Origin of the sequence: Bacillus sp. FSL K6-3176 (genome assembly GCF_038003325.1) — a bacterium.
GTDB lineage: Bacteria > Bacillota > Bacilli > Bacillales > Bacillaceae > Bacillus > Bacillus altitudinis.
Genome location: NZ_JBBOOX010000001.1, coordinates 1,276,192 through 1,296,194 on the forward strand (window position 1 = coordinate 1,276,192; position 20,003 = coordinate 1,296,194).

The 20,003-nt window shown below is 42.9% G+C and carries 22 protein-coding genes, 1 riboswitch and 1 other annotated feature; of the genes, 19 read left to right on the forward strand and 3 right to left on the reverse strand.

The window, feature by feature from the left end; all coding sequences use genetic code 11:
- Positions 1–118: 118 nt before the first annotated feature.
- The 9 genes from MHB38_RS06615 to MHB38_RS06655 all read left to right on the forward strand — a co-directional run bounded on the left by MHB38_RS06615 (position 119) and on the right by MHB38_RS06655 (position 9,698).
- Entirely contained in the window at positions 119–943 is an 825-nt protein-coding gene (locus tag MHB38_RS06615; protein ID WP_025207215.1) for a M55 family metallopeptidase, read from the forward strand.
- 18 nt (positions 944–961) lie between these two features.
- Positions 962–1,897, forward strand: coding sequence for an ABC transporter permease (locus MHB38_RS06620; protein WP_008346233.1), 936 nt, complete (start codon positions 962–964; stop codon positions 1,895–1,897).
- Complete coding sequence (locus MHB38_RS06625; RefSeq protein WP_017359137.1) at positions 1,894–2,856, forward strand: ABC transporter permease; 963 nt, start codon at positions 1,894–1,896, stop codon at positions 2,854–2,856. The genes MHB38_RS06620 and MHB38_RS06625 overlap by 4 nt, the downstream gene beginning before the upstream one ends.
- Before the next feature lie 7 nt (positions 2,857–2,863).
- Positions 2,864–3,877 (forward strand): ABC transporter ATP-binding protein, encoded by a 1,014-nt coding sequence (locus tag MHB38_RS06630; protein ID WP_007498841.1) that lies wholly within the window; start codon positions 2,864–2,866, stop codon positions 3,875–3,877.
- Entirely contained in the window at positions 3,874–5,493 is a 1,620-nt protein-coding gene (locus MHB38_RS06635) for a peptide ABC transporter substrate-binding protein (protein WP_025207217.1), read from the forward strand. Before MHB38_RS06630 ends, MHB38_RS06635 begins: the two co-directional genes overlap by 4 nt.
- Positions 5,494–5,805: 312 nt before the next feature.
- Positions 5,806–6,747: a S66 peptidase family protein gene (locus MHB38_RS06640; protein WP_017367085.1), complete on the forward strand. Its 942-nt coding sequence runs from the start codon at positions 5,806–5,808 to the stop codon at positions 6,745–6,747.
- Entirely contained in the window at positions 6,744–7,823 is a 1,080-nt protein-coding gene (locus tag MHB38_RS06645) for a dipeptide epimerase (RefSeq protein WP_025207218.1), read from the forward strand. Before MHB38_RS06640 ends, MHB38_RS06645 begins: the two co-directional genes overlap by 4 nt.
- Positions 7,823–8,740 (forward strand): C40 family peptidase, encoded by a 918-nt coding sequence (locus tag MHB38_RS06650; RefSeq protein ID WP_025207219.1) that lies wholly within the window; start codon positions 7,823–7,825, stop codon positions 8,738–8,740. Before MHB38_RS06645 ends, MHB38_RS06650 begins: the two co-directional genes overlap by 1 nt.
- Positions 8,730–9,698 carry an ABC transporter ATP-binding protein gene (locus tag MHB38_RS06655; RefSeq protein ID WP_035700468.1) on the forward strand — a complete coding sequence of 323 codons (969 nt, stop codon included), beginning with the start codon at positions 8,730–8,732 and terminating at the stop codon, positions 9,696–9,698. The genes MHB38_RS06650 and MHB38_RS06655 overlap by 11 nt, the downstream gene beginning before the upstream one ends.
- Before the next feature lie 61 nt (positions 9,699–9,759).
- Here MHB38_RS06655 and MHB38_RS06660 read toward each other — a convergent pair whose 3' ends face one another.
- Positions 9,760–10,620 (reverse strand): dimethylarginine dimethylaminohydrolase family protein, encoded by an 861-nt coding sequence (locus MHB38_RS06660; RefSeq protein WP_035700470.1) that lies wholly within the window; start codon positions 10,618–10,620, stop codon positions 9,760–9,762.
- Positions 10,621–10,799: 179 nt separating this feature from the next.
- Here MHB38_RS06660 and MHB38_RS06665 point away from each other — a divergent pair, with 179 nt between their 5' ends.
- The 5 genes from MHB38_RS06665 to MHB38_RS06685 all read left to right on the forward strand — a co-directional run bounded on the left by MHB38_RS06665 (position 10,800) and on the right by MHB38_RS06685 (position 13,882).
- On the forward strand, positions 10,800–11,321 hold the full coding sequence (locus MHB38_RS06665) for an acyl-CoA thioesterase (protein ID WP_008346212.1): 522 nt from the start codon (positions 10,800–10,802) through the stop codon (positions 11,319–11,321).
- Between the two features lie 114 nt (positions 11,322–11,435).
- Complete coding sequence (locus MHB38_RS06670; RefSeq protein ID WP_017367090.1) at positions 11,436–11,762, forward strand: PadR family transcriptional regulator; 327 nt, start codon at positions 11,436–11,438, stop codon at positions 11,760–11,762.
- 4 nt (positions 11,763–11,766) lie between these two features.
- Positions 11,767–12,519: an HAAS domain-containing protein gene (locus tag MHB38_RS06675; protein ID WP_017359130.1), complete on the forward strand. Its 753-nt coding sequence runs from the start codon at positions 11,767–11,769 to the stop codon at positions 12,517–12,519.
- 309 nt (positions 12,520–12,828) lie between these two features.
- Entirely contained in the window at positions 12,829–13,317 is a 489-nt protein-coding gene (locus tag MHB38_RS06680; RefSeq protein ID WP_007498817.1) for a small multi-drug export protein, read from the forward strand.
- Positions 13,318–13,336: 19 nt separating this feature from the next.
- Positions 13,337–13,882 (forward strand): GNAT family N-acetyltransferase, encoded by a 546-nt coding sequence (locus MHB38_RS06685; protein ID WP_202734545.1) that lies wholly within the window; start codon positions 13,337–13,339, stop codon positions 13,880–13,882.
- Positions 13,883–13,900: 18 nt separating this feature from the next.
- Here MHB38_RS06685 and MHB38_RS06690 read toward each other — a convergent pair whose 3' ends face one another.
- Positions 13,901–14,944 (reverse strand): bifunctional transcriptional activator/DNA repair enzyme AdaA, encoded by a 1,044-nt coding sequence (locus MHB38_RS06690; RefSeq protein ID WP_024719619.1) that lies wholly within the window; start codon positions 14,942–14,944, stop codon positions 13,901–13,903.
- A gap of 199 nt (positions 14,945–15,143) precedes the next feature.
- Positions 15,144–15,254: riboswitch (guanidine-I (ykkC/yxkD leader) on the forward strand.
- Between the two features lie 66 nt (positions 15,255–15,320).
- Between MHB38_RS06690 and MHB38_RS06695 the strand changes: the two genes are divergently transcribed.
- Together MHB38_RS06695 and MHB38_RS06700 are read left to right on the forward strand one after the other, a co-directional pair.
- Entirely contained in the window at positions 15,321–15,650 is a 330-nt protein-coding gene (locus tag MHB38_RS06695) for a DMT family transporter (protein WP_017359127.1), read from the forward strand.
- Positions 15,647–15,961 carry a DMT family transporter gene (locus MHB38_RS06700; protein WP_017359126.1) on the forward strand — a complete coding sequence of 105 codons (315 nt, stop codon included), beginning with the start codon at positions 15,647–15,649 and terminating at the stop codon, positions 15,959–15,961. The genes MHB38_RS06695 and MHB38_RS06700 overlap by 4 nt, the downstream gene beginning before the upstream one ends.
- Positions 15,962–15,994: 33 nt before the next feature.
- Here MHB38_RS06700 and MHB38_RS06705 read toward each other — a convergent pair whose 3' ends face one another.
- Positions 15,995–16,180 carry a hypothetical protein gene (locus MHB38_RS06705; RefSeq protein ID WP_017359125.1) on the reverse strand — a complete coding sequence of 62 codons (186 nt, stop codon included), beginning with the start codon at positions 16,178–16,180 and terminating at the stop codon, positions 15,995–15,997.
- 163 nt (positions 16,181–16,343) lie between these two features.
- Between MHB38_RS06705 and purU the strand changes: the two genes are divergently transcribed.
- From purU to MHB38_RS06720, 3 genes are all read left to right on the forward strand, one after another.
- Positions 16,344–17,246 (forward strand): formyltetrahydrofolate deformylase, encoded by a 903-nt coding sequence (gene purU, locus MHB38_RS06710; RefSeq protein WP_007498809.1) that lies wholly within the window; start codon positions 16,344–16,346, stop codon positions 17,244–17,246.
- Between the two features lie 43 nt (positions 17,247–17,289).
- Positions 17,290–17,508 (forward strand) — a binding site (T-box leader).
- Between the two features lie 56 nt (positions 17,509–17,564).
- Positions 17,565–18,662: a glutamate 5-kinase gene (gene proB / locus MHB38_RS06715; protein WP_202734544.1), complete on the forward strand. Its 1,098-nt coding sequence runs from the start codon at positions 17,565–17,567 to the stop codon at positions 18,660–18,662.
- A 12-nt stretch (positions 18,663–18,674) separates the two neighbouring features.
- Entirely contained in the window at positions 18,675–19,922 is a 1,248-nt protein-coding gene (locus MHB38_RS06720) for a glutamate-5-semialdehyde dehydrogenase (RefSeq protein ID WP_341002956.1), read from the forward strand.
- The last annotated feature ends 81 nt before the right edge of the window (positions 19,923–20,003 follow it).

The following is a 20,003-nucleotide window of genomic DNA, read 5'->3' on the forward strand; positions in this document are numbered from 1 at the left end:
AGTCTAATTTCCTTATTTTCAGACATTGTATTGAAAAATCAATCAAGTTCTCATATAATTTTTTAGAAAATTTAGAAAAATATACACAAATTTTAAGTTTAATTAAAGGGGGATGGGGATGAAGCTCTATTTATCAGTCGATATGGAGGGAATTACTGGTCTAGCTGATCATACATTTGTTGATAGCCGCCAGCACAATTATGAGCGCGGGAGAAAAATCATGACAGGTGAAGTGAACGCCTGTGTAGAAGCTCTTCTTACACATGGGGCGACCGATATTTTAGTGAATGATAGCCATTCTAAAATGAATAATCTGTTGATTGAAGATTTGCATGAGGAAGCATCTCTCATATCAGGTGATGTAAAGCCTTATTCAATGGTCCAAGGATTAGATCAAACGTATGATGCCGCTGTTTTTTTAGGCTATCATGCAAGGGCATCAATGAAAGGTGTGATGTCTCACAGTATGATTTTTGGTGTCAGACATTTTTACATAAATGATCATCCGATTGGTGAAATGGGCTTTAATGCGTATGTCGCAGGCTATTATGGTGTTCCGGTCATTCTTGTATGCGGAGACGATCAAGCAGCACTTGAAGCTGAAAAGTTAATGCCTGGCGTGAAAACAGTGGCGGTGAAAGAAACCATTTCAAGATCTGCTGTGAAATGCTTAACACCAGCGAAAGTGAGCACCCTCATCTCGCAGCAAGTGGAAGCTGCCATGAAACAAATTCATCAAATGAAGCCGCTCACGCCTCCTGAGCAGCCAGTGCTGAAAATCGAGTTTGCCAATTATGGACAAGCCGAATGGGCGAATTTAATGCCGGGTACGGCCATCATCGAAGGGACAACAACGGTGACGTACCAAGCAGAGAATATATTAGAAGCCTACCAAGCGATGCTTGTCATGACAGAGCTTGCCGCACGTACAACATTTTGTTAAGCGAGGGGGAGACAGCAGATGGCCAGCTTTTTGCTCAAGCGTTTGATTGCCATGATTGCCACGATTTTAACCATCACAACTTTAACGTTTATTTTAATGAAGGTCATCCCAGGATCGCCCTTCAATGAAGAACGAAATACAAACGAAACTGTCCAGCGAAACCTCGAAAGCTACTATCACTTAGACGAGCCACTCTATGTTCAATATATGATCTATTTAAAATCCATCGTTACTTTTGATTTTGGTCCTTCCATTAAAAAGCCTTCTGAAAGTGTCAATGATTTATTGGCGAGAGGTTTTCCAGTCTCATTAGAACTTGGTCTTATCTCTATTTTGATTGCTGTCATCTCCGGCATCTTGCTCGGAATCATGGCTGCCCTCCGGCATAATGGCTTGATTGATTATATCGCCATGACGATTGCTGTTTTCGGTATATCCATACCCAACTTTATCTTTGCTACCTTATTAATTCAGCAGCTTGCTGTGAATGTAAAACTCTTTCCTACAGCGATGTGGACAAGTCCAATGCATATGGTGCTTCCTACCATTGCACTGGCGGTAGGTCCAATGGCGATCATTGCCCGGTTAACGAGATCGAGCATGATTGAAGTGCTGTCGCAGGACTATATTCGAACTGCAAAAGCGAAAGGACTTTCCCCTTATAAAATTGTGTTTAAACATGCCCTGCGGAATGCACTTTTACCTGTTGTCACGATCCTTGGCACACTTGTCGCAAGTATTTTAACAGGCAGTTTTGTGATTGAAAAAATATTTGCGATCCCTGGAATGGGAAAATACTTTGTCGAGAGTATTAACAACCGTGACTATCCTGTCATCATGGGAACTACTGTTTTTTACAGCATCATCTTAATTACCCTTCTTTTCATTGTAGATGTGACATATCGTCTGCTTGATCCAAGGATCCAGCTGCATCAGAAAGGAGGAAAGGCATGAGCATACACCTTCAGCATGATCAAACGAATCAAGCGCATGAAGTGCCAGATGAATGGTTTGCTCCTAAAGAACAAAAGACATCTGAAGTCCATGCCATTAAAAGACCCTCACTTTCGTATTGGGCAGATACTTGGCGACGGTTAAAACAAAATAAACTCGCTATGTTTAGTTTATCGGTGCTGATTTTTCTTTTCCTCATGGCTGTATTAGGTCCACTTCTTGCGCCGAATAGTGTGACAGAACAGCGGCTTTCTATGCAAAACTTGCCACCGTCAGCTGCTCACTGGTTTGGAACAGATGAGCTTGGACGTGATGTGTTTACACGTACTTGGTACGGCGCACGCATTTCATTATTTGTGGGCGTGATGGCCGCTCTCATTGATTTTGCAATCGGTGTCATCTATGGCGGTATTGCAGGCTATAAAGGCGGGAAGTATGACCATGTCATGATGCGGATCGTCGAGGTGCTTTACGGTCTGCCGTATTTACTCGTCGTCATTTTATTGATGGTCCTGATGGGGCCTGGGCTTGTCACTATTATTGTGGCGCTCACTGTCACAGGCTGGATCGGGATGGCAAGAATCGTGAGAGGTCAAGTCCTTCAGCTGAAAAGCCAAGAATATGTCCTTGCCTCGAAAACCTTTGGCGCAAAAAGCTTGCGCATCATCCGCAGAAATTTACTGCCGAATACGATGGGACCGATTATTGTCCAGATGACGCTAACTGTACCGACAGCGATTTTTGCTGAAGCATTCTTAAGTTTTCTCGGTTTAGGGATTCAAGCCCCGTTTGCAAGCTGGGGTGTGATGGCCAATGACGCCTTGCCGACAGTGCTGTCAGATAATGGCCACTGGTGGCGTTTATTCTTTCCGGCATTTTTTATTTCGCTGACGATGTTTTGCTTTAATAATTTAGGTGATGGCTTGCAAGATGCGCTTGATCCGAAGATGAAGAGGTGATGGCGTGATGAAAAAAATGCTTCGGATTATCGATCTGCATGTTAGCTTTCGGACATATGGCGGTTCTGTTCAAGCGGTACGCGGGGTGAATGTGGATGTGTATGAAAAAGAAACCCTCGCCATTGTAGGAGAATCAGGCTGCGGAAAAAGTGTGACGTCTCAAAGTATCATGCGGCTTCTCCCTGCATACAGCGCACAAGTCGATCAAGGGGAAATTTGGTTTCGTGATCGCAACTTGCTGTCATTATCTGAAAAAGACATGCGCAGCATCCGTGGTGTCGATATCTCCATGATTTTTCAAGATCCTATGACGGCACTCAACCCGACGCTAACAATTGGGGATCAGCTGATGGAAGCTGCAAAAGTGCATCAGAAGCTGACAAAAAAAGAAGTGAAAGAAGAGGCGCTTCGTATGCTTGACTTGGTGGGGATACCGCAGCCGAAAGAGAGACTGAAGCAATATCCGCATCAATTCAGCGGTGGCATGAGGCAGCGGCTCATGATTGCAATGGCTCTTATTTGTGAGCCGAAGGTGCTGATTGCAGATGAACCGACAACTGCACTAGATGTCACCATACAGGCGCAGATTTTAGAACTATTTAAGGAGATTCAGAAAAAAACAGGCGTGACGATTATTTTAATCACACATGACCTAGGGGTCGTAGCACAAGTCGCTGATCGAGTGGCCGTCATGTACGGGGGGAAAATCGTTGAAGTTGGGACAAGGCGAGATATCTTTTACAGTCCGCAGCATCCCTATACAAAAGGGCTACTGCAATCCGTTCCAAGGCTGGATATGAAAGATGAACTCATTCCTATTGAAGGAAGCCCGCCTGATTTATTTGCCCCGCCAAAAGGATGTCCATATACCGATCGATGCCCGTCTGCGATGAAAGTGTGTGATCATATCATGCCGCATGAAACGCAGCGTTCACCTACACATGCAGTACATTGCTGGCTTCAAGATGAACGAGCGAAGCAAACGGTTTTATCTTCAACACAAAGGGGGAGTTTTTCATGAGAAAAACAGGTTGGATTCTCAGTATGTGCTTTATCGCAGTGATGCTGCTTGCAGGATGTACAGCCAATGAGCAAGCAGGCAAAGGATCTTCAAGCAAGGGCGAAGAGAAAGTTTTAACATTAAATAATGAAAACGAACCGACATCATTTGATCCGCCCATTGGTTTTAATAATGTGTCCTGGCAAGGGCTCAATAACTTAATGGAAGGATTAACGAGACTGAATGAAAAGCACGAACCATCTGCTGCCATGGCGGAAAAATGGGACATCTCAAAGGACGGAAAAACGTACACGTTCCATTTAAGGGATGGGATTAAGTGGTCAAATGGTGATCCAGTCAAAGCAAGTGACTTTGAATATGCGTGGAAGCGGCTGCTAGATCCAAAGACGGGCTCTTCTGCGGCATTCTTAGCTTATATGATTGAAGGGGGCGAAGCGTTTAACAGCGGAAAAGGGAAGAAAGAAGATGTAAAAGTCAAGGCTGTTAATGATCAAACGCTAGAGGTCAAGCTAGCATACCCGCAGAAATCTTTCTTAAATATGACCGCAAACCCTGCCTTTTTCCCGGTGAATGAGAAGGTAGCGGAGAAGGACCCGAACTGGGCCAAGGATGCGAAAACCTTTGTCGGTAATGGACCGTTTAAGCTGACAGAGTGGAAGCATGATGAAAGCTTTACAATGGAAAAAAGTGACACGTATTGGGACAAACAAACGGTCAAGCTAGATCAAGTGAAATGGCTCATGATTAGTGACCGAAACACAGATTACCAAATGTATCAATCAGGAGATTTAGATACGGCCTTCGTTCCGGCAGAACAAAGTGAAGACCTGTTAAAAAGCAAAGATGTGCAAATTGAAGATCAAGCAGGGCTGTTTTTTTATCGCCTAAATGTCAACATGGAGCCTTTTCAAAATAAGAACATTCGCAAAGCCTTTCAAATGGCGATCAATCCTCAGGATATTGTAGAGTACGTGACGAAAAATGAAGAGAAGCCAGCACGTGCCTTCGTTTCACCAGGAATTTTAGATTCAAAGGGTGAAGATTTCAGAGAAGCTGGCGGCGATCTTGTCAAACATGATACGAGTGAAGCTGTAAAACTATTAGAAAAAGGGTTGAAAGAAGAAAACTATTCAAAGCTGCCGCCCGTCACATTAACATATAGTACAAAGCCTGAAAATAAGAAAAAAGCAGAAGCCATTCAGCAGCAATTAAAAGAAGCGCTAGGGGTAGATGTGAAGCTTGCCAACATGGAAGCAAATGTGTTTGCAGAAGATCAAAAGGCACTCAAATTCCAATTCTCGCAAAGTTCATTTCTAGCTGACTATGCAGACCCAATCAATTTCTTAGAGAGCTTCCAAACAGGAAATGCGATGAACCGGACAGGTTGGTCAAACGATACGTATGATCAGCTGATCAAAAAGGCGAGTCAAGAAGCAGGTGAACAAAAGAGAAATCGTATGTTGCATGATGCCGAGGCACTTCTGATGGAAGAAGCACCGATCATTCCCATTCATTTTTATAACCAAGTCTATTTACAAAAAGAAGGCGTAAAGGGCATTGTCCGTCATCCTGTTGGTTACATTGATTTGAAATGGGCACAGGTAGATGGAGAGTAAATGAAAAAATGAGAGAACGGGACGCTTTGAAAAAAGCGTCTCAGCGTGTAGACAAACCCTCGCATTCGGTGTCAGTCCTGCGCTTCGGTGCTCACGAATGTCAAATTCGCTCCGCGCCGATGCTCGTCCTTCCTAGGGCTGCAAAGGTTTTCTATCACGCTGAAAAGAAGACAAAGGGGTAAAATAAAGTTCATTTTAACCCTTTGTCAACAATCTGGGACGCTTTGAAAAAAGCGTCTGTTCCTTTATTCGTTCATGTTATGAAGAAGATGCCCATAGATTGAAAGAAACGAAGAGAAAGAGGGGATTGGCATGAACCATCTGCCAGTGGCACTTCAAACAGGAGATACAGTGGGAATCATTGCACCAGCAAGCCCGCCTGATGAGCTGAAATTAGCAAGAGGTATTTCTTTTTTAGAAAGCTTAGGGCTAAAGGTGAAAAAGGGGAAGTATATCGACTCCCGGTATGGTTATTTAGCAGGTCATGATCATGAACGAGTGGAAGATATTCATCACATGTTTCAAGATCCAGACGTGAAGGCAGTGATTTGTGCTTGCGGAGGATACGGAACAGGAAGAATTGCAGAAGCCATTGATTATGACCTCATTCGCCGGAACCCAAAAATCTTTTGGGGATACAGTGATATTACGTTTTTACATACAGCGATTCAGCAGCAGACGGGTCTTGTGACCTTTCATGGTCCAATGCTCTCCTCTGATGTGGGACTTGAGGAGGTTCATCCGTATACAAAAGATACCTTTTTACAGCTATTCACTCCGAAAGCCTTTTCGTATACGAACCACCTGTCACCTCTTCACACTTTTTATCATGGCACGGCTTCAGGCGAAATCACCGGAGGAAATCTTGCCCTTATCGTCACGACACTTGGTACACCTTTTGAAATTGATACAAAGGGGAAGCTTTTATTGATAGAAGATATTGACGAAGAACCATATAAAATCGATCGAATGATGCAGCACTTAGCATCTGCAGGAAAATTACATGATGCGGCGGGATTTATCATTGGTGATTTTCATCAATGTGAGCCGAAAAAGAAAGAGCAGTCGTTAACGCTCGATCAGCTATGGGAGACGTATATTGTCCCGCAACAGAAACCTGCACTTGGCGGCTTTCGGATCGGTCATTCATCTCCAAACTTCGCCATTCCAATCGGCGTGCAGGCTACATTAGATGCTACAGGGAAAAAACTGCATATTTCCCCAGGTGTTGCAGCGAAAGAGGCGATCAAATGAAAATCGTAGATGTTCGCACATGCAGAACGAGTGTACCGCTAAAGAAGCCTTTCAAAACAGCATTAAGAACGGTGTATGATGCCGCATCTCTTATTGTGATCATCACCTATGATCAAGGTGATGTCAGCTATGGAGAGGCAGTGCCGACATCGGTCATTACAGGTGAAACACTGGAAAGCATCGACTATGCTATTTGCGCTGTGATGAGGCCGATCTTGATTGGGGCCTCATTGTCACAATATGAACAAATCTTTTCAGCGATCGACCGTGTACTTGTAGGAAACACGAGTGCAAAGGCTGCAATAGATATGGCGATTTACGATGGTTTAGCGAAGCAGGCTGGCCTGCCGCTTTATCAATATCTTGGTGGTTATCGCGATCAGCTGGAAACGGATTACACGGTTAGTGTCAACCGTCCGCTAGAAATGGCAGAGGATGCGAAGCAATATGCAGCTGAAGGCTTTCGTACCTTAAAGATCAAAGTGGGAAAAGATGATATAGATACGGATATTCAGCGGATCAAGCGGATTCGAGAAAAAGTCGGGCCGGATATTCAAATCAGGCTTGACGCCAACCAAGGCTGGACGTGGAAGGAAGCGATTGTGGCCATTCGAAAAATGGAGGCACTCGATATTGAACTAGTCGAGCAGCCAGTGCCTAAAGAAGACATCGAGGCTCTGCGCCGGGTGACGGAAGCAACAGACACATTGATTATGGCAGATGAAAGTATTTTTAGCCTCCATGATGCCATCAAGGTGTTAGAAACGAGAAGCTGTGATCTCATCAACTTAAAATTAATGAAAACAGGGGGTATCAAAAAAGCGCTGAAAATCAATAGTTTAGCAGAAGCATACGGCGTCAAGTGCATGGTTGGCAGTATGATCGAGTCAAAACTAGGGATTACCGCAGCCGCTCATCTTGCTGCAAGCCAGCCGAATATTACCCGTTATGATTTTGATGCGCCGCTTATGCTCAAAGAGGACTTAATAGACGGAGGAATTGTCTATCAAGGAAAAGATATTCTCTTTCCACCGCATCATGGATTAGGCATTCAAGGAGTGAAAGGGGTCTTATGATGTTATATGAATCAAAGGTTCCAGTCGCAAATATATGGACAGCACCGCAGTCGCCGAGAGATATGGATCGACACGTTCTTCAAAGTTCCGTCCAGATCAAAGAATGGATTGATCAGCAAACATATGAACAGAAATTGGCCTTATGTGAAGAAAACCTTATTCAAACCCAAGTACTGCTTGGCGAACGAGTCATTGGGCTGGAGGAGACAGATGGCTGGATGAAAGTTGTCATCCCGCAGCAGGCAAGCCGGAAACACCCGCAAGGCTACCCAGGTTATATCCCTGTAGAGCAATTAAATGAAGTATCAGAGAGTGAACCAGCTGCTAGTCCCTTGATTGTTTGTCAGAAAAAAGCGGTTTTATATCAAAATGGAACACCGGATATGGAGGTTAGTTTTTTAACAGAACTAGCACCTGTTGAAGAAATGAGCGATTCCTTTGATGTTCTGACTCCAGTAGGAAGAAGAGAAATCAAAAAAGAAGATGTGCGCCGCGCTTCATCACCTTCTTCTATGAGCGGTAAGGATGCCTTAGCCATAGGAAAACAATTTATTGGACTGTCGTATTTGTGGGGCGGCATGAGCAGCTATGGCTACGACTGTTCGGGTTTTGTTTACAGCATGTACAAAGCGTGTGGATGTTTATTACCGAGAGACGCAAGTGACCAAGCAGTTCAAGGAACTCCAGTCGCATCAAATCATTTGGCGCCAGGTGATCTCATGTTTTTTGCCAATGACAATGGGAAGGGAGCAGTTCGCCATGTAGGGATGTATGCTGGAGATGGCATGATGCTTCACTCGCCAAAAACGGGCAGACAGATTGAACTTCTTTCTCTTTCTGGTACTTCATATGAACAGGAATGGGCAGGAACAAGGCGGTATTTGAAAGCTGAGAGGGGGAGATGTGATGGGAAGTGAACCACTTCTGCAAGTCAACAACTTAAAAAAGCATTTTCATCTATCGAAAGGAAGAACGTTAAAAGCATTAGATGGTGTCACCTTTCAGCTGAAACAAGGCGAAACCTTTGGTCTTGTTGGTGAGTCAGGCTGCGGTAAATCTACACTTGGAAAAGTGCTCATGCGGCTTTATGACCCGACAGAAGGTGAAGCTTTGTATGAAGGGAAAAGTCTCCATCACTTATCGAACCGAGAATCATTTGATTTCAATAGACAAATTCAAATGGTGTTTCAAGATCCGTATTCTTCTTTAAATCCTAGGCTCTCTGTAAAAGATATTATGCTAGAACCGATGGAGATCCATCAATTGTATGGCAGTCAAAAGAAAAGGATCGAGCGCGTGAAGGAACTGCTTGAAGCGGTGGGGCTAAGTCATGATTTTGCTACACGCTATCCTCACGAATTCAGCGGAGGTCAGAGGCAAAGAATAGGGATTGCTAGAGCACTCGCCTTATCGCCAAAGTTTATCGTGGCAGATGAGCCGATTTCTGCACTAGATGTATCCGTTCAAGCTCAAGTCGTGAATTTGCTGAAAAAACTGCAAAAAGAAGAAGGATTGACGTTTTTATTTATTGCCCATGATTTATCGATGGTCAAATATATTAGCGATCGAATCGGTGTCATGTACTTAGGACATCTCGTGGAGATGACCAGCAGTGATGCTTTATATAAAACACCACTTCATCCATATACACAAGCATTGCTGTCTGCTATCCCGATTCCAGATCCTGATGTGGAAGATAAACGCAAGCGGTTTATTTTAAAGGGAGAAATTCCAAGTCCAGTGAATCCGCCAAGCGGCTGCGTATTTCGGACAAGATGTCCTGCTGCAATGGATGTATGTGCGGACAAAAAGCCAGTATTACAAGCAGTCGAAGAAGGACATGAAGTGGCTTGTCATTTATATGATAGGAAATAGATAAAGGGAAGTAGACAAGCGTTTAAAAAGCCAGCGAGTAGACAAGCTGGCTTTTTGGCTTTTATGAACGCCTAATAGGTAATGTACAGCATCTAAAAGAGCCGCCGGATTTAATGATTTCTGAAAAATCTACTTCAATGACGGTGTAGCCGCGGGCTGTTAATGCAGCATTTGTTTCTTGATTGATTGGTAAGCTGATGACTTTTTTCTGACCAATGGACAACACATTTGGTCCAAGTGTGAACTGCTCTTGCTCACTTATTTCAATGAGATCATAATGCTTTTTGAGCATATGAAGATCCTTTTCCGTAAAAGCTTCAGGGTAAATCAAGATCTCATGATGAGAAAGAATATTCATCACACAATCAAGATGCAAAATGTGAGAAGGAAGATGAATAGGAATGATGTCGTGATTCGGCAGTTCTTTTTTGAGCTGCTGGATGGCGGCTAGATTTGTTCTTTTGCTGATCCCCACAAATACACGGGTTTGGTCTACAAGCACATCGCCGCCTTCAATCGTTCCATCATCCAGCGTGATGGTTGTCCATCCTTTTGTCTGTGCCCATTCTTTTAAGGAATGTTCTTCTCCTTGTCTGACAGGGGCTGCCATGTTTGAAACAAATAAAGTCTGTCCAATTGTAAATCCAATATCCCGAGTGAAGACTTGTTCAGGGAAACGTTCATTTGCAGGAAGAAGGACAGGCCGGACATGATGGTTTTTCAGCGTTTGGATGAATTGCTTATGCTGCGTGAGGGCTTTGATTTGAGAAATATTTTCTCTTGCAAAATGCTTTTGGGTTTCATTGATGATCTGTTTAATTTCCATATAAATTGGACTGCATAAGAGGACTTCTTGTAAATCATCATATTCACTCATACATTGCGGCGTTTTATACACTTTCTCTGATTTCATAGAATCCATCAAAGGGCCTCCTTGTTTATCGATAGTTATATTATTCCTCCTTCTAGTAAATGTTGAAACATTTCCGAAAGAAAATCTCTCATGAGAGACTAAAGCAAAAAGTTTAGACAAACCTAATAGAATAGTGTTTAATAAAAGTCGTTCCGCATCAACGAAAACAGCAAGAAGGAGCTATGACGATGAGTGAAGAAAATTTCAAATACTGCAAGGAATCAAAAGTTGTGAAAACCAGCAGGGTATTCCCTCTCGATACGAATAACCACCAAACGTTATTTGGCGGGAAATTAATGAGTTATATAGATGACATTGCTTCCATCTCGGCAGCAAGACACAGCCGTAGTGAAACAGTCACCGCATCAATGGATTCAGTTGATTTTTTAGAGCCGATTGGACAGAAGGAGTCCGTCTGCTTAGAATCTTATGTGACATGGGTCGGCACATCTTCTATGGAAGTATTCGTCAAAGTCATTAAGGAAAACTTGATGTCTGGAGAACGCAGACTCGCAGCAACTTCATTTCTTACATTTGTCTCGCTTGATGAAAACGGGAAGCCAAAACGAGTCCCGCAAGTCATGCCGGAAACAGAGGAAGAAATCATGCTTCATCAAACAGCGAAGCAGCGGGCAGAGGAAAGAAAAAGCCGCCGAAAGCATAGTAAAGCTTTGGCTGACGCACTTGGGACGGATAAGCCTTGGGCGTAAAAATCACCCTTTATGCGGTGATTTTTTTCTAAGTCAGTATCTTGCATAGCAAGATAGTGTGTGGTAAGATCATGCTATCTTGTCATGCAAGATACTGAAAGCGGAGGATCGATGATGACACAATCAACACAAATGCTAAAAGGAATTTTAGAGGGATGCCTACTGTCGATTATTTCTGAAGGTGAAATTTATGGATATGAAATGACAAAGAAGCTTGCGCACTATGGGTTTGATCAAATTAGTGAAGGTAGTATTTATCCGATCTTGCTGCGCATGCAAAAAGAACAACTAGTTCATACGTCCACAAAAGCATCGGCGAGCGGGCCGAAAAGGAAATACTATACGCTCACACAAAGAGGCGAAGAAGCGCTGACGGATTTTACCATGCGATGGAATGAGCTGTCAGGGAATGTAGAGCGATTATTACATAAAGGGAAGTGAGAAGATGGTAACAAAAGAAACGAGACACATCTTATTAGAGTTGCAACTCTATCTCATATCAAAAGGGAAAAATCAGGACGAGATCGACGAGGTGATGGATGAATTAACGACACACGCTGTCGAAGCTGAGAAAGATGGGAAAACAGGGGAAGATGTATTTGGCGGAGATCCACGGGGCTTTGCTGACGAGCTAGCAAAAGAGCTCTCTAGAAATCATAAAGACTGGGTTCCGTTTGTCAGTGCTTTTTTAATTGGATCTCTTTTTTACATGATGTTAGCAGATGCCATCAGTCAAAGTTTATCGTATTCTTGGTATGCACTCATTGGTTATCCGCTCATCATAGTGGCCAATGTGATCATGACCATTGTGATGTTTAGAGCTTCGGCCTTTCAAACAAGCAGGAGGGCATTCTTTTACTTTTGGATATTAGGTGTTTTTCAGATGACAGCCTTGATCACAGTGAAATTATTGGACCAAAAACTTGGTACTCCTTTACTTGTGCTGACCTCGAGCCAAAGATGGGGCGTCATTCTTCTGTTGCTGCTGTGTATTGTCTTATTAAATGCCATTTTAAAAGCCAATATGGTGTCGCTCATTCCGGTGATCTTCTTTGGACCGCAACTCCTATTCGAATGGCTTGGATGGACATCACCTCTCATGCTTCTTTTCACAAGTCTGGTATCCATTGTGATTTTAGTCTTGCTCACAATCGCTTTTTTACGGAAAACAAACAAGAAAAATGAACATTTAATGTAAATAGAGCACATCTCTTGCGATGTGCTTCAGCGTGTAGACAAACCCTCGCATTCTTTGTCAGTCCTGCGTGCTGGTGCTCACGAATGTCAAATTCGCTCCGCGCCAGTACTCGTCCTTCCTAGACTGCAAAGGTTTTCTATCAAGCTGAAAAGAAGACAAAGGGCTAAAATCAAGTTCATTTTAGCCCTTTGTCAACAATCTGGAGCACATCACTTGCGATGTGCTTTTCTTTTTCTAAAAAAATGTAGATATGGGATCACATTTTTCTTTACAATGAGAAGAGGACAAAAATGAAAAGGGGTTCTGTGATTGGATATTGTATGGGGGTATGTACTCGTTTTTATATTGGCTGCTTTACCTTTCTTTGAAGTGGTTGGTGTCGTTCCGCTGGGGATTTTAAGTGGTCTGCATCCTGTGACAACGGCAGTTATTGGATTCGTCGGCAACTTTCTTACCGTCTTACTACTCATCGTCTTCGTGGACCGATTTAAAGCGTGGTGGCTGAAGAGGAAAGAGGAGAAACATGATGAAAAAGGAGAGAAAAAACAGCTGAAAGCCAGAAAGGTTTGGGAACGGTATGGTCTCCCTGGTTTGGCACTTATCGGTCCTTTTATCATTGGCAGTCATTTAGCGGCTTTTATGTGTATGAGCTTCGGTACGAAAAGAAAACAAGTCACTGTGTGGATGACGGTCAGTTTAATCATGTGGACCGCATTAGCTGCTAGTTTAACGGGTGCGGGGTTCCATTACTTTGCCCCAGATTCAAATGGGTTGTTCGGAGATATTTTTAGCAAGTAAGCAGGGGAGAGGATAACAAATGACACATCAAACACGGATCGTGCTCGAAACAGAGCGTCTCAGACTGAGAACAATGGATGAACACGATGCATCTTTTTTATATGAAAAGCTATTCCAAGATGAAGAGGTCATGAAGTATTATCCTTCACTAAAGGATGAAGAGCAGACAAAAGGGTGGATTGCTTGGAATCAAAAGAATGACCGCACGTACCATACATCCCTGTGGATCATTGAAGAAAAAGAAACGAAAGAACCACTTGGACAAAGCGGAATTGTTCTCCAAAACGTCGAAGGACAAACAGAGCTTGAAATTGGCTATATGCTAAAGAGATCGGCATGGGGAAAAGGATATGCTGTTGAGGCTGCAAAAGGCTGTCTTGCGTATGGTTTTGACGAAATGAAGGTGAGGCGAATGGTCAGCTTAATTCGCCCTGACAATGAAGCGTCAGTCAAGGTCGCAATGAAAATGGGGATGAAAAAAGAAAAAACCATTTCAAAATGGGATCAAATGATTGATGTTTACAGTGTTACTCGTGACGGAAAAAGCGGCTCGCTTGAATCATAAGGAGAGCCGCTTTTTCTTTTATAGACGCTGTTCTAACTGAAGTAAATATTTCTTTCGTTCGATTCCCCCGCCATATCCGCCAAGTTCACCGCTTGTTTGAATGACTCGGTGACAAGGAATGATGATGGCCAACTGATTGGCACCATTTGCATTTCCAACTGCCCGAACCAAATGGGGATCGCCAAGCATGATGGCAAGATCTCGATACGATCTCGTTTCGCCTGGCGGAATCTGTAATAGAAGATCCCATACCCTTTTCTGAAAAGGGGTGCCATGTATAGCAAGTGGCACAGTAAACTGCGTGAGTTTCTTTTCAAAATATAAGGCCAATTCCTTTGCTAATTGCTGATGGACGTTTGTTTCTCCAACTAAAATACGGGCATGATGTTTTTTTCTGATGTTCTCAATTTCTCTTTCTAATCCTCGCCTGTCCATAAATTCAAGCAAATACACATGGGTTGCATCTGAAATGCTCATCATCCGCCCAATCGGAGTGGAAATAAAATTCGCATGCAAAATATTGACTTGCGCCTTTTTGGGTGGATTTCCCATGATTTTCGTAAAGGCATCATTGAAGGCACTGGAAGACTCGTAACCGAAGGTGACTTGCTGATCAATGACTTTTTTTCCGTTTAGAATCTCTTTAAACGCTAGTCCCATTCGGCGTGATCTAGCATATTGAACAAAGGTCATTCCATAGATTTCTTTAAATTTTCTCCGAGCTGTTGCAGAGTGAATCCCTAATTGGCGAAAATCTTCTTCTTTCCATCGTTTCTCAGGACTCTCTTCAACTGCTGATACAAGTGTTTTGACTTCTTCTGGAATGCTGTTAGGATATGTTAAAGGCGTGCATCGCTTACACGGCCGATACCCTGCAAGCAGCGCCTCCTCTGCTGTAAAGAAAAACTCGCAGTTTTCATATTTTGGTTTTCTAGCAGTACATGTGGCATGACAGAAGATGCCGGTTGTTTTAATACCTGCAAAGAACGTGCCGTCATATTGCGGATTCTTATCAACAAGTGCTTGATAAAATTCGTGTTTTTGTTCGTCGGTCATCATCATTTGATCCACCTCTTGTTTTATTATATCAGTGATGTGGTCGTTCCTCTTTCTAACATTTAGTATACTTCGCTTTCATCCACTTTCTTTCGAAAAATGAACAAGTATATTTGAAGGGGAAAAGCAAAGTGGTAGACCGGCATATCAGGGTGTGATACACTTTTTTATACAGAATCGGCTTTACGCTAGATCTGCTTATCATGAATTGGTTTTCTAGGGTTCCGTGCGGCAGCGCAGTCTGGACCGAGAGAAAACACATAGGGTCCTCTAAGAATGGGCCGTATGGACACGGAGGGATAAAAGCCCGGGAGATTTGATCAAACGATCGATTTCCGGGCTTTTTTTATTGCTTGGAATCGGTAAGAAAGGAAGAGATCGAATGAAATGGGGAAATGTTTTGATTGCAGCCGTATTTGAAGTCGGCTGGGTAATGGGGTTGAAATATGCTGACTCTATATTGGAATGGAGCGCAACCATCGTTTGTATTGTCGTCAGCTTTTATCTACTCCTGAAAGCCACGACTGTACTTCCAGTTGGCACACTTTACGCCGTTTTCACTGGACTTGGAACAGCAGGTACGGTCATAGTAGGGATGGTCATGGGTGAGCAGGTACAGCTAGTAAAATTACTTTTGATTATGGTCCTTTTAAGCGGTGTATTAGGACTCAAATTGACCACAGGTGAAAAGAAAGGGGAGGCTGAATCGTGAGCTGGCTTTTACTCATTGGGGCAGGCATCTTAGAAATGCTTTGTGTCACCATGATGAATCAATTCCAGAAAGATCGCCATGTCAAATGGATTTTCTTCATAGCAGCTGGCTTTTCGCTATCTTTTTTGATGCTGTCTCTTGCGATGAATACAATTCCGATGGGAACGGCGTATGCGATTTGGACAGGAATCGGAGCAGCTGGAGGAGCGATTGTTGGGATGCTGTTTTATGGTGAGTCGAAAGACGCAAAACGTATTTTATTTATCGCACTCATTTTATCAGCAGCGGTCGGGTTAAAAATCATTGAATAAGAAAAGGCTGGCAAACATGTGCCAACCTTTTTGCTACATCGAATGATGATTGGAATCGTTTTCATTTTTGCGGTAAAGCTGACTCACAAGCAGAAAACATACACCAAATGTAAGTAAAGGAATGAGTCTTTCTCCGGTCATAAATAGATAAATGCCCGTGATGAGACATACGATGCCGAGCCAAAAGCTCACTTTACCAAACAAAGTCATGTTTTTCATCTCCATCACTCCTTTTGTGATAAAAGGTCTATTCATATTATATCACGCTAGGTGCAGAATTGAATGAATATTCAATAAAAAACACGACGCTTAATTGCTTTTTCTCTTTCCAGTCCAGTATAATATTTCATTAGAATGAAAAATGTAAATGAGGTCATAAGACATGAGAACATTGATTACAGAGAAACTTGAATTACACAGACAAAAGCATGAGCAAAAAGGAAGGCTTTTAGTCAGCTGCCCGGATCAGCCTGGTATTGTGTCAGCTGTTTCTACTTTTTTATTTGAACATGGAGCAAACATCATTGAATCTAGTCAATACACAACAGATCATGAGAGCGGCCGGTTCTTTTTAAGAATTGAATTTGATTGGAAAGACATTTCTGCCAACTTAGATCAATTGAAAAGCAGCTTTGAGCCAATTGCGCAATCATTTCACATGACGTGGAGCATGTCGCGTGCAAGTGATCTGAAAAAGCTGGCGATCTTTGTGTCCAAAGAGCTTCATTGTTTACATGAACTTTTATGGGAATGGCAAAGCGGTAATTTAATGGCTGAAATAGCGGTTGTCATCAGCAATCATGAAACGGCAAAAGATACAGTCGAAGCACTCGGCATTCCATTCCACTTCGTGAAGGCAAATAAAGACATTCGCCAAGATGCAGAAAAACAACAGCTTGCATTATTAGAAGAATATGATATTGATGCGGTTGTGCTTGCAAGATACATGCAAATTTTAACGCCAGCCTTTATTGAACAGCACCCGAACAAAATCATTAATATTCATCATTCCTTCTTGCCGGCTTTTATAGGGGCTAACCCTTACAAGCGTGCATATGAGCGAGGGGTTAAACTGATTGGCGCGACTTCCCATTATGTCACCAATGATTTAGACGAAGGACCAATCATTGAACAGGATATTGAGCGGGTAGATCATAGAGATGATGCAGAGGCATTAAAAAATATTGGCCGCACGATTGAGCGCAGCGTGCTTGCCCGTGCTGTCAAATGGCATCTAGAAGATCGAATCATTGTCCATGAGAATAAAACGATTGTGTTTAATTGACCGCTTGACTTTTCTGAAGCAATTGGTGATAATATAAAAAAATTAACGAGCGTTGAGAAGGAATAGTAAGCAGGACCTGCTGTGTAAAGAGAGCAAATGACACGCTGAAACATTTGCCGCAGACAGCTGCTGAACCTACCCTTTGAGCCTTAGAGGAAAAATCTAAGCGCATGCCTGGCGTTACAGGAGTTGAGTGGAATAAGCAGACGTATGCTTATTCAATGAAGGTGGTACCACGGAAAATCCCTTTTTCGTCCTTTACATAAGGAGAAAAAGGGATTTTTTATGTGGTGAAAGGTATAGCGGAGGGAATCAATGATGAAAAAGCAAAGGATCGTCATAAAAATTGGTAGCAGTTCATTAACAGAGCAAAAGGGAGCCATTGATGAACAAAAAATGCAGGATCATGTCAAAGCCATCGCAAAGCTAAAAGAGGCAGGGCATGAAATCATTCTCATTTCGTCAGGTGCCGTTGCGGCGGGATTTGGCAGTTTAGGATATCCGTCAAGACCTGTGACCTTAAAAGGGAAGCAGGCTGCGGCTGCTGTTGGTCAAGGCTTGTTAATGCAGAAATATACAGAACTATTTTCACAGTTTCAGATGACGCCTGCACAAATGCTTTTAACACGTAATGACTTTTCAGATCGTACAAGATATCGAAATGCTTACGCAACAATGATGGAACTGCTCGAAAGAAAAATTTTACCGATCATTAATGAAAATGATTCTGTGTCCATCGAGGAGCTTACCTTTGGTGATAATGACATGTTATCAGCACTGGTCAGTGGCTTAATTCATGCAGACCAATTGATCATTTTAACAGATATCAACGGAATTTATGATGCCAATCCAAGTGAGAATCCTGATGCGAAGCGGTTTGATGTGCTGACTCACATTTCAGATGAATTGTTCTCATATGCGAAGAGTACGGGTTCAAAGGTTGGAACAGGCGGGATGAAATCTAAGCTTTCAGCTGCACAAACAGCTCTCTCCCTTGGCGTTAAAGTCTTCATTGGCACAGGTACAGGGGAAGACAAGCTTCTTCACATTCTCGCTGGTCAGGGGGACGGCACATATATTGGTGAACAAGACTTATCATCAGTCAATAACCGTCGCCAATGGATTCAATTCCACTCACCAGTCTCTGGGAAGATCATGATTGATGCGGGGGCAGAGGTGGCGATTTTGCATAATGGAAGGAGTCTTCTTCCAGCTGGTGTCATTGATGTAGCTGGTGAATTTTCTAAAGGAGAGGTCGTCGAAGTTGTTGGTCCAAACGGATTAGTCGGTAAAGGGCAAACATTGTATGATTCAGATGAGCTTCTTGGCATTAAAGGGATGCGAAGTCAGGAGCTTTCTTATGAAAAACCTGAAGTCATTCACCGAGATCACTGGGTTCAGCACGTACAAAACTGAGGAGGGAAAACGATGAATGAAGTTCTAGAAAAAGCAAAAAAGGCAAGCGCAGCCAAAGATCAGCTGCTATTAAAAACAACTGAACAAAAGAATGCTGCATTAGACGCTATTGCAAAAGCATTAAAAGCATCTTCAGCGTATTTAATTGCCGAGAACCATAAGGATGTTCAGGCGGCTATAGACAAAGAGTTCACGCCATCTGTGATCGACAGAATTACATTAACAGAAGAGAGAATTGAAGCGATTGCAGACGCTACGCATCAACTCATTCAGCTCAAAGACCCAATTGGTGAAACATTAGAGACCATTCAAAAAGAAAACGGGCTTTTCATTGAAAAAGTACGTGTGCCTCTTGGAACGGTTGGGATGATTTACGAAGCAAGACCAAACGTGACATTCGATGCGGCCACTCTTTGCTTGAAAACTGGAAATGCTGTGATTCTTCGAGGAAGTTCATCGGCCATTCATAGTAATAAAGCGATTGTGAAAGTCATTCATGAAGCGCTGCAACCAACGGATATTCCCGTAGACAGTGTACAATTGATTGAAGATACAGGCCGTGAGACGGCTAAAACCCTGTTCACTTTAAATGACTATCTAGATGTCCTGATTCCACGTGGCGGGAAACATTTAATTGATCTTGTTGTGAGAGAGTCTACTGTTCCAGTACTTGAGACGGGTGCAGGGAATTGTCATATTTACATTGATGAAACAGCCCAAAAAGAAATGGCTGAACAAATTGTTCTGAATGCGAAAACACAAAGACCATCTGTTTGTAATGCCATTGAGAGCATTGTCATTCATGAAACATGGGCAAAAGAACATGGTGCTTCGCTCTTTGAAGCACTTCAGACACATGGTGTAGAGATACGGGGCGATGAAGCAGTATGTGCACTTGCACCGAGTGCCACATTAGCGACGACCACTGATTTTGAAACGGAATTTTTAGCGCCGATTGTCAGTATTAAAACCGTCAAGACCATGGAAGAGGCGATACAGCATATTCAAATGTATAGCTCTAAGCATTCTGAAGCGATCATTACGGAAAACGACCAGCATGCGGCACTTTTCTTAACAGCCGTTGATGCTGCCGCTGTGTATCATAATGCATCTACCCGGTTTACAGATGGCTTTGAATTTGGCTACGGAGCGGAAATCGGCATTAGCACACAAAAATTGCATGCTAGAGGACCAATGGGTCTGCCAGCCCTAACCTCTGAAAAATTTGTCATTCGTGGGCAAGGACAAATAAGAGAATAACCAATCCAAAAGAGAGTCTTATCGCACAAGGCTCTCTTTTTCCTTTCATTTTTGTATTTCTCCGGTCAAGTATGATAAAAT

Excerpts from the sequence above, each read along its gene's own strand:
- MHB38_RS06630 (WP_007498841.1), top strand. The coding sequence starts at position 2,864 with ATGAAAAAAATGCTTCGGATTATCGATCTGCATGTTAGCTTTCGGACA.
- MHB38_RS06685 (WP_202734545.1), top strand. The coding sequence starts at position 13,337 with ATGACACATCAAACACGGATCGTGCTCGAAACAGAGCGTCTCAGACTG.
- MHB38_RS06640 (WP_017367085.1), top strand. The coding sequence starts at position 5,806 with ATGAACCATCTGCCAGTGGCACTTCAAACAGGAGATACAGTGGGAATC.
- purU (WP_007498809.1), top strand. The coding sequence starts at position 16,344 with ATGAGAACATTGATTACAGAGAAACTTGAATTACACAGACAAAAGCAT.
- MHB38_RS06675 (WP_017359130.1), top strand. The coding sequence starts at position 11,767 with ATGGTAACAAAAGAAACGAGACACATCTTATTAGAGTTGCAACTCTAT.
- MHB38_RS06625 (WP_017359137.1), top strand. The coding sequence starts at position 1,894 with ATGAGCATACACCTTCAGCATGATCAAACGAATCAAGCGCATGAAGTG.
- MHB38_RS06695 (WP_017359127.1), top strand. The coding sequence starts at position 15,321 with ATGAAATGGGGAAATGTTTTGATTGCAGCCGTATTTGAAGTCGGCTGG.
- proB (WP_202734544.1), top strand. The coding sequence starts at position 17,565 with ATGAAAAAGCAAAGGATCGTCATAAAAATTGGTAGCAGTTCATTAACA.
- MHB38_RS06720 (WP_341002956.1), top strand. The coding sequence starts at position 18,675 with ATGAATGAAGTTCTAGAAAAAGCAAAAAAGGCAAGCGCAGCCAAAGAT.
- MHB38_RS06690 (WP_024719619.1), bottom strand. The coding sequence starts at position 14,944 with ATGATGATGACCGACGAACAAAAACACGAATTTTATCAAGCACTTGTT.
- MHB38_RS06650 (WP_025207219.1), top strand. The coding sequence starts at position 7,823 with ATGTTATATGAATCAAAGGTTCCAGTCGCAAATATATGGACAGCACCG.
- MHB38_RS06705 (WP_017359125.1), bottom strand. The coding sequence starts at position 16,180 with ATGAAAAACATGACTTTGTTTGGTAAAGTGAGCTTTTGGCTCGGCATC.
- MHB38_RS06635 (WP_025207217.1), top strand. The coding sequence starts at position 3,874 with ATGAGAAAAACAGGTTGGATTCTCAGTATGTGCTTTATCGCAGTGATG.
- MHB38_RS06620 (WP_008346233.1), top strand. The coding sequence starts at position 962 with ATGGCCAGCTTTTTGCTCAAGCGTTTGATTGCCATGATTGCCACGATT.
- MHB38_RS06665 (WP_008346212.1), top strand. The coding sequence starts at position 10,800 with ATGAGTGAAGAAAATTTCAAATACTGCAAGGAATCAAAAGTTGTGAAA.
- MHB38_RS06645 (WP_025207218.1), top strand. The coding sequence starts at position 6,744 with ATGAAAATCGTAGATGTTCGCACATGCAGAACGAGTGTACCGCTAAAG.
- MHB38_RS06655 (WP_035700468.1), top strand. The coding sequence starts at position 8,730 with ATGGGAAGTGAACCACTTCTGCAAGTCAACAACTTAAAAAAGCATTTT.
- MHB38_RS06615 (WP_025207215.1), top strand. The coding sequence starts at position 119 with ATGAAGCTCTATTTATCAGTCGATATGGAGGGAATTACTGGTCTAGCT.
- MHB38_RS06670 (WP_017367090.1), top strand. The coding sequence starts at position 11,436 with ATGACACAATCAACACAAATGCTAAAAGGAATTTTAGAGGGATGCCTA.
- MHB38_RS06660 (WP_035700470.1), bottom strand. The coding sequence starts at position 10,620 with ATGGATTCTATGAAATCAGAGAAAGTGTATAAAACGCCGCAATGTATG.